General features: G+C 40.9%; 11 protein-coding genes and 1 riboswitch. Of the genes, 1 reads left to right on the top strand and 10 read right to left on the bottom strand.

Translation table 11 applies throughout. The features are described from left to right. Nucleotides 1-35: 35 nt before the first annotated feature. The 3 genes from EGC82_RS06030 to EGC82_RS06020 all read right to left on the bottom strand — a co-directional run bounded on the left by EGC82_RS06030 (nt 36) and on the right by EGC82_RS06020 (nt 3,131). A complete protein-coding gene (locus tag EGC82_RS06030; RefSeq protein WP_124729961.1) occupies nt 36-1,142 on the bottom strand; it encodes a FecCD family ABC transporter permease in 1,107 nt (368 codons plus the stop codon). Beyond that, nucleotides 1,135-1,944, bottom strand: coding sequence for an ABC transporter ATP-binding protein (locus EGC82_RS06025; protein ID WP_124729960.1), 810 nt, complete (start codon nt 1,942-1,944; stop codon nt 1,135-1,137). Before EGC82_RS06025 ends, EGC82_RS06030 begins: the two co-directional genes overlap by 8 nt. A 79-nt stretch (nt 1,945-2,023) precedes the next feature. Continuing rightward, nucleotides 2,024-2,144: riboswitch (cobalamin riboswitch) on the bottom strand. Nucleotides 2,145-2,441: 297 nt separating this feature from the next. Further along, nucleotides 2,442-3,131: a histidine phosphatase family protein gene (locus tag EGC82_RS06020; RefSeq protein ID WP_164839098.1), complete on the bottom strand. Its 690-nt coding sequence runs from the start codon at nt 3,129-3,131 to the stop codon at nt 2,442-2,444. Nucleotides 3,132-3,551: 420 nt separating this feature from the next. Between EGC82_RS06020 and metH the strand changes: the two genes are divergently transcribed. Further along, nucleotides 3,552-7,268 carry a methionine synthase gene (gene metH, locus EGC82_RS06015; protein WP_124729958.1) on the top strand — a complete coding sequence of 1,239 codons (3,717 nt, stop codon included), beginning with the start codon at nt 3,552-3,554 and terminating at the stop codon, nt 7,266-7,268. Nucleotides 7,269-7,600: 332 nt separating this feature from the next. On the opposite strand, the gene EGC82_RS06010 is transcribed toward metH, so the two are convergent. From EGC82_RS06010 to EGC82_RS05980, 7 genes are all read right to left on the bottom strand, one after another. Then, on the bottom strand, nt 7,601-9,091 hold the full coding sequence (locus tag EGC82_RS06010) for an SEL1-like repeat protein (protein WP_124729957.1): 1,491 nt from the start codon (nt 9,089-9,091) through the stop codon (nt 7,601-7,603). 119 nt (nt 9,092-9,210) lie between these two features. Further along, entirely contained in the window at nt 9,211-9,663 is a 453-nt protein-coding gene (locus EGC82_RS06005) for a DUF3465 domain-containing protein (RefSeq protein ID WP_124729956.1), read from the bottom strand. A gap of 5 nt (nt 9,664-9,668) precedes the next feature. Beyond that, nucleotides 9,669-10,424, bottom strand: coding sequence for a Clp protease/crotonase-like domain-containing protein (locus tag EGC82_RS06000; protein ID WP_124729955.1), 756 nt, complete (start codon nt 10,422-10,424; stop codon nt 9,669-9,671). A 298-nt stretch (nt 10,425-10,722) separates the two neighbouring features. After that, nucleotides 10,723-11,145, bottom strand: a complete 423-nt coding sequence (gene trxC / locus EGC82_RS05995) for a thioredoxin TrxC (RefSeq protein WP_124729954.1) — start codon at nt 11,143-11,145, stop codon at nt 10,723-10,725. 971 nt (nt 11,146-12,116) lie between these two features. Next, a complete protein-coding gene (locus EGC82_RS05990) occupies nt 12,117-13,490 on the bottom strand; it encodes a hypothetical protein (RefSeq protein WP_124729953.1) in 1,374 nt (457 codons plus the stop codon). A gap of 462 nt (nt 13,491-13,952) precedes the next feature. Then, nucleotides 13,953-14,543 (bottom strand): hypothetical protein, encoded by a 591-nt coding sequence (locus tag EGC82_RS05985; RefSeq protein WP_124729952.1) that lies wholly within the window; start codon nt 14,541-14,543, stop codon nt 13,953-13,955. 10 nt (nt 14,544-14,553) lie between these two features. Continuing rightward, on the bottom strand, nt 14,554-15,096 hold the full coding sequence (locus EGC82_RS05980) for an AHH domain-containing protein (RefSeq protein ID WP_244212545.1): 543 nt from the start codon (nt 15,094-15,096) through the stop codon (nt 14,554-14,556). Nucleotides 15,097-15,248: the final 152 nt, after the last annotated feature.

Genomic DNA, 15,248 nt, shown 5'->3' with positions numbered 1-15,248 from the left:
TGCGTATAAAAGTGCGCATCACTATGCTTATGCAATTAACGGCGTTGACGTAAAATAAACAAGAAAAACACACTGCCTAATGCTGCAGTAATAATACCAACCGGTAATTCTTGGTTAAATAAAATACATCGCGCTATCACGTCAATCCACACCATAAATAATCCACCCAACATCGCAGTTAAGATCATCGGCTGACGTCCAGAAAACAATAGCCTAACAGTGTGCGGGATCATCAATCCCACAAAACCAATACCACCACAAGTTGCCACCAACATCGCGGTGATAAGTGAACACAGTAACAACATACTTAAACGCAACTTAGCAACGTTAATCCCTAAGGTGTGAGCGGTTTCGTCGCCCGCTTGCAGCGCCATAATTTGCCGTCTAAACGCCAACATAATCAATAAACTAATAACCACAGTAACACTGGGTAACAGTAAATTAGACCAACTGGCTTTAGCAAAGCTACCCAAGCTCCAAAATAATACTGACGCCGCGGCCTGCGGACTAGAGAAATACAGTAATAAACTGGTCAGTGCGCCGAACAAAAATGAGGTGGCCACACCAGACAACAACATGCGTTCAACCTGGCTACTTCGACCAGGACCCGACAAAACAAATACAATTAATACCGACAAACTGGCACCAATAAACGCCCCAATAGGTATGCTTAACGTCGACCAAGACCACCAAGGTTGAGCAGTAAAACTAGGGGCTATGGCTAGTCCCCCAGAAAATATATCGGCAAACAAACCGGTTTGACTGAATAATGACACTACGACCACAGCGCCAAATGACGCCCCAGAACTAATACCAAATAAATAAGGATCGGCTAACGGATTACGGGTCACGGTTTGCAATACACTGCCAGCAATAGACAACCCTGCACCAGCCACAAAGGCCAATAAAATCCGCGGTAAACGTAATTCAAGCACAATTCGCTCAGTTAACTTAATCGCATGGTCACTGCCATTAATAGCACTCGCCATGTCGCCACCTAATAAAGTATTAAATATCATCAATACGTCATTAAGATGAATATTAGCGGCACCAAAACTCGCGGCAAAAATAGGCGTAAGTAGGGTGGCAAACACTAACAAACTAAAGCAAACATAATATCGGCGTTGGGATGCATCAATCATTATTAGGACACCCTTTTTGGCTTGCTTGGTAGCCATAAAAATAACTGATTAACGGTTTACCATGCTGTGGATGCACATTGATGTCGCAGCACACGCCAAACACCTCGCTAATTTGCCGCTCGGTTAACACCTCTGTTGGGGTGCCTTTTGCAATTAAACGTCCCTGGTCGAGTAGTAATAACTTGTCGCACATTGCGCTGGCTAAGTTTAGATCATGTATAGACGCAATAACGCTAATGCCTAATGACTTAACCAGTTCAAGAATTTGAATTTGATAACGAATATCTAAATGATTGGTAGGTTCATCTAAAATAAGAATATGCGGCTGCTGCACAATAGCGCGAGCGATAAGTGCACGTTGCTTCTCACCGCCAGATAACAGTTCATATTGTTGTTGCGCTTTTTCATACAAGCCTACTTTGGTCAATGCACTTAATACACGCTCTCGATCTTGGGCAGTATTAGGATCAAATAAGCCTTTATGCGGTGTTAGTCCCATAGTGACTAACTGTTCGGTTGTCATGTCAAAATAATGCGGCGTATCTTGTTGCACCACCGCAATATTTTGCGCTAGTAACTTAGATGAAAACTCGCTGATAGATTGAGAAAAAATATCAATATCGCCGCTAGTCGGCACAATATAACGATATAAACAACGTAATAGGCTCGACTTACCCGCACCATTAGGGCCAATTAAGCCTAGCATTTGCCCTTTAGGTAGGCTGAAATGAATATCAGCCAGAATCGTTTTATTATCAACTTGCCAAAAAAGATGATTTACATCTAACACAGATTCAGACATGTAAGTTACCTCGCCATGTCTCATTAATTAACACATACATCTATTTAATAACTCCCCTAAGTCACCCGCTTAGGCATGGATATTGAGGCGATTCAAAGCTGGTATCTGACTTATGCACCAATAGGTAATAGGTCCATTTACAGTTGCGGGTACAGTTTGGGCTTATCCCAATTCCCAATACCTTGAAAGGCACTATGATTTTGAAACTATAATTTTGAAGCTATGATTTTGAAACTACGAGCTTGAAACTACGAGCTTGAAACTACGAGCTTGAAACTACGAGCTTGAAACGACAGTTTTAATACTACAAACCTAAAGCTATAATTTTAAAATAATAATCTTAAACAATGGATTTAAAATAATATCTTAGATAAATGGTCATAAAGCAACGACGACGGTGCAATGATTATGACGCAAATAATAGCCTAATAGCGATAACATTATAGGCGAGGCGACGATGCTTCAATTTATAACGCTATAACACCGTTTTATTATCATCAAGCCTTAGGCCAATGTAGTGTAAAACTCACGTTAGCGGCCTTATTATTCACAACCTCAGGTTGAAAACTATCAATATTATCAACACCGTCAGGCCAATAAACATCGAGCGCCATAATAGCAGCATAGGGGATCGCTAGGTTAGCAAATAATCCGCTACATTGGCCTGCATTAAGCACATATCCCATAATACATCTCATTACACCACCATGAGTTACCACCAATGCCTGAGGAATTGATTCATCTGCCTCATTCAACACTTGCTGCAAACTGTCGACAACTGTCATTAACCCCTGCTGCACCCGCTCAGCAAAATCGACCACACTTTCGCCCTTCTCGGGGGTGTTTTCAACCTTCCATGGATCCTGCCAATAAGCATCAAATTGGCTTGGGCTTGCATGATAAATCTCATCAAATGCTTGGCCATCCCACACGCCAAAATTGACCTCTTGTAAGGTTGGTAAAACTTGCAACGGTACCGATAACTGTTGCGACAAAGCCTGTGCAAACTGGTGACAACGTATTAAAGGCGAACTAAATAGCTGGCTTATGGGTTGCGGCACGCAAGTAAAGGCGCGCTGCATTTGTTCGCGCCCCAGCGCCGTTAATGGTACATCAATTTGGCCTCGTGCTATTTCGCCGCCTTCGCACTCACCGTGACGTAAAAACACTATCCTGGCTTGTTTCATGTACATAAACCTCTGCTAAATATAATAAATAATTATCAAACAGTAATTTACACGGCTAGCAAATGGCAAATTTGATATCACTTGGATTAACTATTCTAAGGTTAACTTACTGCGTCGCCCTATCTATATAAGTCAAATTATACCAAATTGAAGCTCACGGAGCCTAAATCAACCTTGCTCTAGCGGTAAAAATTCGCGTACTATGGACGTCTATACGTTTATATGTCCAAAACACTATCTTAACAGATAAGCATTTAGAAGGTCATCATTGTAGGCAATAGCCCTGCTCCACAGTTGCAACTAACCATTGCATACAACAGCTGTCATCAGCAATGATGTTATCGCCCTACTATTTAAAAATAAGGGTATGCTTATCTTAATCAAGGTATCAAGTAACATAGTGATAAAAAGGTAACAGTTATGGCGAAGTCGACTTCTCACAGTCAAACACTTGAACAACTTAACGCATTGTTAGCAGAGCGTATTGTGATTTTAGATGGTGCGATGGGCACCATGATCCAAGATCATAAGTTGGAAGAAGAAGATTATCGCGGCGAACGTTTTAAAGATTGGCATTGCGATGTTAAAGGTAACAATGACTTATTAGTGCTCAGCCAACCAGGGCTGATTAAAGCCATTCATGTCAAATACCTGCTTGACGGTGCCGACATCATTGAAACCAACACCTTTAACGCCACCACCATCGCCATGGCCGATTACGACATGCAAGCTTTGTCGGCTGAAATTAATCTTGAAGGTGCCCGAGTCGCCCGCCAGGCGGCAGATGAAGTGGCAGCGCAAACAGGTTATCAGCGTTATGTAGCAGGGGTTTTAGGCCCAACCAACCGTACCTGTTCTATCAGCCCAGATGTTAACGACCCTGCTTTTCGTAATGTCAGTTTTGATCAACTGGTCGAAGCCTATGTAGAATCGACTAGCGCGCTGATTGAAGGTGGCGCCGACATCATTATGGTTGAAACCATATTTGATACCTTAAATGCCAAAGCCGCCCTATTTGCTATCGAAACCGTGTTCGACAACATAGGCGAACGCCTACCGGTCATGATATCAGGCACCATTACTGACGCCTCTGGCCGTACACTCACAGGCCAAACTACCGAAGCCTTTTATAACTCACTGCGCCATATTAAGCCGTTATCGATTGGCCTTAACTGCGCCCTTGGGCCAAAAGAGTTACGCCCATACGTTGAAGAATTGTCGCGTATTGCCGAATGTTATGTGTCTGCCCACCCAAATGCCGGTTTACCCAACGAGTTTGGTGGCTACGACGAAACCCCAGAAGAAATGGCCGAAGTCATAAATCAATGGGCACAAGAAGGCATGCTCAACATTGTCGGTGGTTGCTGTGGTAGTACGCCAAGCCACATAAAAGCCATTCGTGAATCAGTATTACGCCACGCACCACGGGTATTACCCGACATTCCTGTTGCATGCCGCTTATCGGGTTTAGAGCCGCTAACCATTGATAAAAACTCGCTATTTGTCAACGTGGGCGAACGCGCTAACGTGACCGGATCAGCCAAATTTTTACGTTTAATTAAAGAAGAAAAGTTTGAAGAAGCCTTAGATGTAGTGCGCGAGCAGGTTGAAAACGGCGCGCAAATTATCGACGTCAACATGGACGAAGGCATGCTAGATGGCGCGGCGTCGATGGCTAAGTTTTTAAACTTAATCGCCTCTGAGCCTGATATATCACGCGTGCCTATCATGATCGACTCATCAAAATGGGAAGTGATTGAAGCCGGCCTTAAATGCGTGCAAGGCAAATCGATTGTAAACTCAATTTCAATGAAAGAAGGCGAAGAAGCCTTTATAAAACAAGCCACTTTAGTTAAACGTTATGGCGCCGCAGCCATTGTTATGGCGTTTGACGAGCAAGGCCAAGCTGACACGCGCGAGCGTAAAACTCAAATATGTACCCGTGCTTACCGTATTTTGGTCGATGTGGTTGGCTTCCCGCCAGAAGACATTATTTTTGACCCTAACATCTTTGCCATTGCCACCGGTATTGACGAGCACGACAACTATGCCGTCGACTTTATTGAGTCTATTAAAGACATAAAAAATACCCTGCCCCATGCGATGATCTCGGGCGGTGTGTCTAACGTGTCATTCTCGTTTCGGGGTAACAACCCAGTACGTGAAGCCATTCACGCGGTATTTTTATACCATGCGATTCAAGCTGGCATGGACATGGGTATTGTTAACGCCGGCCAGTTAGCCATATACGATGATATTGACCCAGAGCTTAAAATACGGGTTGAAAACGTAGTACAAAACCTACCTTGTCCGATTGCCGACTCTAGTAATACCGAACAGTTATTAGACATAGCAGAGCAGTTCCGTGGCGACGGTCTGCTGGTGAGTAAAAAAGAAGATTTAGCCTGGCGTAGTTGGCCAGTATCAAAGCGTTTATCGCACGCATTGGTTAAAGGTATTACCGAATTTATTGACGAAGACACCGAAGCCGCCCGCCAAGAAGCCACTCGACCACTTGACGTGATTGAAGGGGCGCTTATGGATGGTATGAACGTAGTTGGCGACTTATTTGGCGCGGGCAAGATGTTCTTACCGCAAGTGGTAAAATCGGCTCGGGTAATGAAAAAAGCGGTTGCTTACTTAAACCCTTATATCGAACTTGAAAAAGTGGCTGGCCAGTCAAACGGCAGAATTTTAATGGTCACGGTAAAAGGTGATGTGCACGACATCGGTAAAAATATCGTCGGCGTGGTGCTTGCCTGTAACGGTTATGAAGTGGTCGACCTTGGGGTAATGGTATCGGTTGATAAAATTCTCGATGCAGTTAAAGAACATAATATCGACATCATCGGTATGTCAGGGCTTATCACGCCAAGCCTGGACGAAATGGTGCATAACGTCAAAACCTTCCACCGCGAAGGCTTAACCATTCCGGCCATTATCGGCGGTGCTACTTGCTCTAAAATTCATACGGCTGTGAAAATAGCGCCGCATTATCCACACGGTGCTATCTATATTGCCGATGCATCGCGCGCAGTGCCTATGGTATCGAAACTGATTAACAACGCCACCCGCCAGGCCACTATTGATGAAGCCTACGCCGAATACGACATCATGCGCGAAAAACGCTTGTCGCAAACTAAGCGTAAAATTATTGTGTCAATTGATGCGGCACGTGAAAACCGTTGCAAACACGACTGGGAAAACTACACCCCGTTTACGCCTAATGTGTTAGGTCGGCAAGTATTTGATGACTACCCGCTGGACGACTTAGTTGAACGTATCGACTGGACACCCTTCTTTAGAAGCTGGGAGTTACACGGCCATTACCCAGAAATTTTAAAAGACAAAGTGGTCGGTGAAGAAGCGGTTAAATTATTTGCCGATGGTCAAGCTATGTTGAAGCAAATTATTGCTGAAAAGTGGCTTACCGCCAAAGCCGTGATCGGTTTATTTCCAGCCAATACCGTCAACCATGACGACATTGAACTGTATACCGATGAAAGCCGCACCACATTAGAAATGACCACTCATCATCTGCGGATGCAGCTTGAACGCGTCGGTAACGACAACTTCTGTTTATCAGACTTTGTTGCACCAAAAGATTCAGGTGTTGCTGATTACATGGGCGGTTTTGCGGTAACGACGGGGCACGGTATTGATGAACATGTTGCCCGCTTTGAAGCCAATCACGATGACTACAACGCGATTATGCTCAAATGCTTAGCAGACCGTTTAGCCGAAGCTTTTGCCGAGCGTATGCACGAACGTGTTCGTAAAGAGTTTTGGGGTTATGCCGCAGATGAGGTGTTAGATAACGAAGCGTTAATTCGCGAGCGTTATAAAGGCATTCGCCCTGCACCAGGTTACCCTGCTTGCCCAGATCACACCGAAAAAGGCTTATTGTGGGATTTACTCAAACCCGATGAAACTATCGACTTGAACATCACCGAAAGCTTTGCCATGTACCCCACCGCAGCGGTTTCTGGCTGGTACTTTGCCCATCCCAAATCACGCTATTTTGGCGTGACTAATATTGGTAAAGATCAGGTTGAAGATTATGCCAAACGTAAGGGCATGACGCTTGAAGAGACTGAACGATGGTTGTCACCAATATTGGACTATGATCCAGAGTAAAGAATGATCCAGAGTAGAGAATGACCCTGAGTAGAGTGCGATCCAGAATAGATAGCTGCACAGAGTAGACAGTGATCATGAATAAAGAGTGAAGCTGAATATGAGTGTTCCTGAACAATCAGGAACACTCATTATTTACGGCCTAATAAGCGTAAAAGCCCACGCGACATTAATCAAATCAACTTTCATTCCGGCAATGCTTCTGAGTCGGAATCCAGTTTTAAACCCCAAATAAACTTAGCAAAAATCGACAGATTTACTGATAAGCGTTGCCATTATGTTTCAACCAGCCGCCCTGATGATGTTCGCTTGGGTAAATTCATATGTGATGCCTACAGTTTTATCGTATTTCCGCTACATTCTGGTATTGGTTCATTGCGAATAACTTTGCTTTGAATTTCAATCGCTGCGGTGTCACTCATTTCAATAGCCTTTTTTAACCAAGTTAAACTGTCGACCTTTTGATTTAAGCAATAATAGTAAATGCCTAACTTAGTATATGCATCAGTGCGTCCCTGTTCAGCGGCGCGAGTAAGATACTTTATCACTTCAATCGAATCACTTTTGCCCAATAACATCTTAAATACACTATATGAAGCATCAGCATTTTTAAATTTCTCAGACATTATTTTTAACACATCAATACTTTGATCTAGCTGCCTTGTCACTTTAATGCTTTTTTTGTGGCCATGAGATACATTCACTTGATTATCAAAATCAGACAAATAGTAAAAATATACCCCATGTTTAAAGGCATGTAGAATATTCTCTAGCTGCTCAAATTCTAGTGATTCAAGATTATTAGATTGTCTAACATATAAATCCTCAACATCTTGCTCTGTAATAAGAGTATGAGATCTATCTAGTAAGTTTTTATGTTTAGCATTTTTTTCAATGAGTTTTATCGCTAACTCTATAGCTTGATTTTTTTGCTTTGTTGTAGTCGGCTCAGATCTTAAAATAGAATGAATGTTAATTTTCATTGCGGGTTCAAATCCACTATCCGCAGCAATAGTTAACCAATGCTCTTCCTCGTTATAAAAAATATTAGCAAGGGATACGCTCTCGCTTGTTACTGATTGATAGATAATTTTTAACATAACCCAATAGAGTTGTTGATAGAATGGTTCGCCTGACTCAGCTTTTTGTTTTATTAACATAGCCTCCGCGGTCGGGCTCTGGAATGTGCCAAATGAATTGATTAAAACGTCTTCATCTGCGTCAAAAAACGCCTCTAATGTGTTGTATTTATCAAATGTGCAACTTGCAACTATTGATGATTTATTGTTCGATTCGATATCTTCCAAACATTTACTTGATTTATTTGTCCAGAGATATAGCCCAATAGTCACAATGAAACTAATAGACAAAAGAGGAATGAATATTTTTTTTACGTTCGAATCAACTTTAACATCAAAAGGTTTTAGTAAATGATGTTGTATAGCAAACTCTTGGCTTCTTGATAATTTAACTCTACTGATTGTATATAAAACGGCCGCAGATATAGGCATAACCAAAAACCAAAATGTTTTGGCTTCCGAATAAATACCAAACCAAAAATATAAAAATATATAAACCATGGTTAAAGGAACACGAGATGCACCTGAATATAAACGGCCAAAATAACGCACAAAAAAACCCATGATTGCTGGCATACAAAATATAATTGCTACCACATTAAGTATAAAATATTGTTCAACAACATTAACTAAAAAGAGCGCAGGCAGAAAACTGATAATAACCGTAAATATAGCTGCTATTGGTCTTTCCCGTTTGACCAAGTCAATGAAAGCTAACTCCAATTCTTCTACTTCGTATCGCATTAAAACGTTCCTTTGTTAAAAATCGATTGTTCAATTTTTATAACATTTCTATATAAAACGTAATGCATTAAACATCACAGTAAGATTGGAAAAACTAAATATATTAAGCCTTCTGCCATTTACTGATAGACACTGCCATTGTGCTTCAACCAGCCGCCTTGGTGCTTTCCGCGTGGGTCGTGGTGAGTCCAATGGATGACACCACCTTTGTTATTAAATTCATAAACACCGTAAAACTCGACGGTATCGCCAACATTTAGGCCGTCTATACGTGATGCTAAATCGATATTATGAGCAACCAGCAAGGTCGTTCCACTGGCTATTTTTAAAATAAACCGTTGATGACGACTGCCTTTTAGATCATCGGAGAGCATTTTTGTTACCTCACCAGTCCCCGCTACTTGAACATTACTTTGTCGATTATCAATGGCATTTTGTAAGGCACTATTACTTTCACTATCAACGGTATAGCCAGCATAAACATTTTGTACAATTTGGGTGGTTTGAACGTTTTTGTCTAAATAGCTAAATAACGCGATGCCGAGTAAGCCAATGAGCAGTATTTTTTTCATGATTATCAAAACCCTTGTGATAACAAGCTAATCTTTTCTTGTTCTAAAATCTTACTATGTTGAATTAACAGCAAATCTAATACCTCAGGCGATATGCTAAATATTTGCACCACATACTCACCAGAACGTGAATGTGTTGCTTGCTCACCTTCATAGGTAATGTGTAAGCCTAATCGCTTTAAGGTTTTCTGATCATAACTAAATAACTGCGCGTCTCTTTTATCGTGTAACCCCGGCATCATACCTATCACCGTCACAATCTGATTCACCTTTACCTTGTTGAAAAAGTCGAGCTCGGCTTGCTGCCACCTAGTCAAGAAGTCATTTGCATCTTTGCGCAACCTCTTGTTAGTACGTTGGTTATTAAAAATCGGGGCATAAATCGGTTGTAATGCACCGCCATGCCAGCCTAATAGGCCGCCTTCTCTGACCGTGACATCATTACTGGCTGTAGCAATATAATTAGCACAAGATGATGCACAGGCTTTGTCAACTATCACCTTTAACTTGTATTGATATACCAGCTCACCAAATCGAATGCCTGCGAATACTTCACCGCCACCACTATTGATGATCAGTGATTCTATTTTTGTTGGGCTGTTAGTGAGGAGTTGCTCAAAAGAGGCGACATTATCAGCGGTGATTTCGCCACTATAAACAATTGTGTTTGCTGAGAGTGGATCAATCACCACACTGAAAGGTTCTGGCTGGCTTGCACATCCAGTTAAGGTGAGAAGTAAAACGAAAAGTAAATTACGCATTCATATTCCATTATGATGTTGAGTTAAGGATAAATTATCACGAATAACTGCTTTTACGTAAATTTATAAACATTAAAAAATAACACATTTGGTTATTAATATTAAGGCTAACAGCCGACATCATTGTGACGCTTAACTCACTGCAAATACCCAACAATATGGCTAATGCCAGCAATACTTGTGAGACTCATAGGCTATGTAAATTCATACTCAGTGATATTCAGATTACTCATAAAAAAACGCGAAATATTATCGCGTTTTCTATCATACCCGGAGCCTGATCATAACTTTTTAGAGATTATTTGAGCGACTCTAGCCATTGGTTAAACGACGATGCTGGCATGGCACCGGATTGTTGGGCAATCACTTTACCTTGTTTAAATACCATTAACGTTGGGATCGAGCGGATATTAAACTGCGCAGCTAAAGCTTGTTGCTCTTCTGTGTTGAGTTTACCAAAACGAAATTTGGGTTCCCAGGTTTTAGCAGCTTGGGTAAACACAGGCGCAAAGCTTTTACACGGGCCGCACCAACTGGCCCAAAAGTCGACGACTAATGGCAATTCAGACTTATTAGCATGGTGGGCAAAGTTCGTAGTGGTTAACTCTATCGGTTCACCAATAAAGACAGGCTTTTTACATTTCCCACAAGTAGGTTGTTGTTCAAGACGTTCTTCAGGAACACGATTTAAGGTATCGCAGTGTGGGCAAGCTATTATCATGTTTAGACCTCATCAACTTCATTATTGAGACGATTAAATCATAAACCTAGTTGGTGTGTTAATCGAATAATCGTTTTAATTTATTATATGATGGCCTGCGGACAACAACATTGTGGTGCTTCGCCCACAGCAGAATTTTCAAACTTCGTTTGAACTAAGATCGCAAGGTTCCACCCTGCACAGGCCAAAAGGGGATCAACAGCAATCCCCTCTTGGATCACCCCTGCCGTTCCGGCAACATTTTCTGAAGAACGAAAAGGTCGCGACGGAAATTGATCCAGCTTTTAACTTCATTTTAGTGTTCTTCGGCCTTATTCGAAAATGCTAACGCTTCAGATGGGGCGTCCCTTCCCCTCCAAAGCTAGCTGGCCATCCATGGCCAGCTCACGTCATCTTCTTCAACGGCCTCAAGTTCAGAGTTGAATTTGGACATTTGAAAGCTAAGACTAACTCGTTATTGGACAAAAACGTGTTAGATAATTCATTCTTATTAGCTAGATTCGGATTAGCTATTCTATTAGTAACGGCTCTTGGGGCTACAAACTAATTAACGCTAGATATAACTAGTTGGAATGGGCATAACAGGGACATGAATCAGTTCTCTAGATATTTGATTCATCTTAAAGGAAAACACCGCCCCAGAATAGCCGCAAACGGGGGATCGGGACGGGTTTTAGGGGCTCGCGTGAATCAGTCTGGTGTAGAGTGATTCACTAACTGATTTTTTGGACAGAAGTAAGTTAAAGTATCTGGTCTATTGCGAGTAACTTAGATGATAAAAAGTATCTCAAATTCGCTCCGAACCCCTTTATCTTTAGCTACACGGCTGAAACACTTTGGATAATTAGAGCTAGGTTTGACTTACCCATTAGGATCGCAGACCTTGCCCATTACTAGTGAATTCAACACAGTTGAATACCTAGCATTGAGGCTCAGGAGACTATTCAACAAAGCAAGTTAATCTGTACGCATCAATTTAAGATTTCGGTATGGATCAACTCTTCCAAAGTAGGCACTTTACCTGCTTGTAAGACCCAAATAGGCCCAGAAAACGCTAGTGTATTCAACACGATTTTGTGGAATAGGTTTAAGCAGGACAATACTTTCTCTCGTTCCAGTTTTTCTTTAGCCAAATTATCTTCTCGGACCTTAGGGTGAGCACTTTCATTGCGAAGCTCTTTCCACAACTTCTTATCTGCACTTGTTATTACACCATGTTCAATCAAGTAATCTAAAGCTTTAGTTGCTGTAATATTCTTCCAGTAACTCACGCTTCCCAGAATCCGATTGCGTTGGTCATCGTTTAGATCAAGCGTTTTAATCTGTTGTTTGACCTTCTTTATTTCAGCTTCCAACTCTAAGTTATTTTGTTTTACCTTGATAGCAGGTATATAGATATCATTTAACAGTCCTTCGATAGCGACCGATAAGGTTAGAGTCATAATGCTATTATTTGACTGGAATGAGCACCACACCCTCTCCCATTGAGAATATATACTCTCAAATTGCCTAGGGTCCTTCTTGTGCAGGCTGATTATATTGTCTAATAACTTGTAGTGGTAAACCGAGTCTCTGTACTTTTTATCAGCAACAATTTCGACCATTGGGCTAGATGATCGCTGGCGCTTTTGATTGTTAGCTATACTGGAAATAATCTCTTGTTCGTCTTCACCCATGCGCTTCAGCATATAAACAAACTGAGGCATAGATGCGCTAGAAAACCCAATATAGAACTTTAAACATGTCAAGAGTTCTTCAGGGTCAAAGCATCCCGTTACACTCACTTCTGTGTAATCTAGCTTTTTGATCATAGATATTGAATAACCATCCATTTCCAGTACTGTCTGATTCCGACTGTGTGACTCACCACCAAGGCTAGAAACCACTGAATTAGACTTGTTTGCAGGGATATTGAAATGCTCTGTAAATTCAAAGTAAAGGTAATTACCTTCTTTTGATTGATGCGGCTCAGCGGTAGAACAGCAATTAATCGACGATAAGAAGATGTAGTGATGGACTGGTGGGAACGATGAGTTCATATTGATTTTGATAGAAAAACCGTCAGACACATACACGTCGCCGCTAATTGTTTGAGCACGGAGATACAACTTGTGTTCTTCATTTAAAGGGTCTTTAGGTAGACTTTCACTAAACATCGCACGAGGTACACTTTCACTAGTGGTGCAAATGAACTCCATGTAGATTGTCCCGACATCGTTAACCTTAATAGTGCCGTGACCCGACATTTTGAGTCCATCATCCATTATTTGAAACACTTCGACCTGAACGCAATGCAGAACCAAATCACCGGTACGAAGCTGTTCGGTTTTCTTACCTATTATCATACCAACACCACCATTAAATTTACGGGTATTATCGCACTAAATGCAAACAATGATAAATATCTGAATTACCTTACATAATGTTCCTACTTTAAACTTATGTTCCCTCGATTCTGTAGACGAATGTCATGCATAAGCAAAATTTGGTCAAATGACGAGTTAATGAAATGAGGAGAAATCTTTGTTCTAACCAATAAAGGGGCATTGCTGTGTTACAAAGATCGAATGAAATTTGGTTTTCAGATAACTTCTAGTGTCCCAATTACTTAAAAACGGCAAGCCAGATTTGCTGGACCATTACATTGTGACATTGTTGAAACATGTGCATGATTCATCAATATTTTTCATGGTTCAAAAGAAAGCGAAGATAACGGGCTTCACACCCGAAGATTTTTGCTAGGTCAACATCACCTTTTATGGCATCAATAGCTTTCAGATATGAAAGAAATAACAAAAATCTTATTCTCAATAGCACTCTACTTCTTTAAAAAAGAGCCCTGAAATATTATTATTTTTAACTATTGAATATAAGCTATTTTCTGCATCTGTAGTGTAATAAAAAAGACCTGTTTCGCGTACTCTAAATAGGTTCGGATTAGTTATACCACTCTTGTTAAATACCATACGCTTAAACTTACGAATCCTATCAGGTCGACCATTACGCATATTTCTTTCACTAAGTTCTTCATTCAAAGCGTTATCAAACCCTAACACATTAAATGCAAACCATTTTTTTCCGTCCTTATTACATTCTAGAAGCTCAATATTGTCTCCAAAATCATTAAAGAATAAGTGCGAATACATTGGAGAAACAACAAAAGTAGAAGCTCCTAAGCCAGCTATACCTGGTACTTTAAGTTTCTGTTTGTTCGAAGGTTCAACTTGCCAAACCACATTAAGTAATCCCCAAAACTCATTCATTGAAGTATTACCGTTAAATGAAAGCAATTTATTTTCAGTCAATTGCAAAACATGCTCAAATGCAGATTCATTCAAAAGCATAAATTCATCGGGGTCAAGATATACGCTAAACACCTTATTAAATTTTGAAGTCATTATATTAGTATTACCCTGCTGCAGCTAAAGATGAATTAATTGGAAATACACTATTTTTGAGGTCTTCTGCCACATCACGTAACGTTTCAATAATCCCACGATGGCCTAATCCCTCGGCTATAGTATCCTCAAGTAAATATTCGACATTCAGATAGTATTTACCGGAGTGTATCTTTGAGTGAGAATAAGCATCAGGCATTGAATCCATTGGGACATGCTTTTGAAATCTAGGAAGGTAAACACCATTCGCTTCATGATCTATATCTATACCAAAAGCTGCTAATCTTAATCTGGATCTAGCGGCGCGCATATCACTCCAAGATACAATATGATGAGCAGCAATATTTTTAGGCCTCTTTCCGCGATTAGCTGCAGACATGTTCTCAGCTAATTTAGTAGAGTGCATCTTCATGTGTTCCCAACGCACTCGACGGGATTGCAGCAAGTCTGCTTGTGAAATGATGCCTTCTTTATATTTTACCGAGTCAATGATTTCACCGCGATAATAAATACTAAGAGTATTGAGCATGAGCTTTTGCGAGGGTACGGTCACCTGTTATGCGAGTTAAATCATCCTCAATGTCAATGACCGATACTTCATATATTTTTTGTTGACTATTCATCTATCTAAGTTCCTTTTAGATTTTAGAGAGTTACTATTAAAACTGATAAGATTATCGATTGTATCAAAGTTCAATATAGATA

Origin of the sequence: Shewanella livingstonensis, from assembly GCF_003855395.1 — a bacterium.
Classification (GTDB): domain Bacteria; phylum Pseudomonadota; class Gammaproteobacteria; order Enterobacterales; family Shewanellaceae; genus Shewanella; species Shewanella livingstonensis.
Note: the sequence above shows the minus strand (reverse complement) of the source record. Positions and strands in the feature narration are given on the sequence as shown.

What these genes read in the sequence shown, in the direction of transcription:
- EGC82_RS05985 (WP_124729952.1), bottom strand. Translation starts at nt 14,543, where the DNA reads ATGACTTCAAAATTTAATAAGGTGTTTAGCGTATATCTTGACCCCGAT.
- EGC82_RS06020 (WP_164839098.1), bottom strand. Translation starts at nt 3,131, where the DNA reads ATGAAACAAGCCAGGATAGTGTTTTTACGTCACGGTGAGTGCGAAGGC.
- EGC82_RS06030 (WP_124729961.1), bottom strand. Translation starts at nt 1,142, where the DNA reads ATGATTGATGCATCCCAACGCCGATATTATGTTTGCTTTAGTTTGTTA.
- EGC82_RS06025 (WP_124729960.1), bottom strand. Translation starts at nt 1,944, where the DNA reads ATGTCTGAATCTGTGTTAGATGTAAATCATCTTTTTTGGCAAGTTGAT.
- EGC82_RS06005 (WP_124729956.1), bottom strand. Translation starts at nt 9,663, where the DNA reads ATGAAAAAAATACTGCTCATTGGCTTACTCGGCATCGCGTTATTTAGC.
- EGC82_RS05990 (WP_124729953.1), bottom strand. Translation starts at nt 13,490, where the DNA reads ATGATAATAGGTAAGAAAACCGAACAGCTTCGTACCGGTGATTTGGTT.
- EGC82_RS06000 (WP_124729955.1), bottom strand. Translation starts at nt 10,424, where the DNA reads ATGCGTAATTTACTTTTCGTTTTACTTCTCACCTTAACTGGATGTGCA.
- EGC82_RS06010 (WP_124729957.1), bottom strand. Translation starts at nt 9,091, where the DNA reads ATGCGATACGAAGTAGAAGAATTGGAGTTAGCTTTCATTGACTTGGTC.
- trxC (WP_124729954.1), bottom strand. Translation starts at nt 11,145, where the DNA reads ATGATAATAGCTTGCCCACACTGCGATACCTTAAATCGTGTTCCTGAA.
- metH (WP_124729958.1), top strand. Translation starts at nt 3,552, where the DNA reads ATGGCGAAGTCGACTTCTCACAGTCAAACACTTGAACAACTTAACGCA.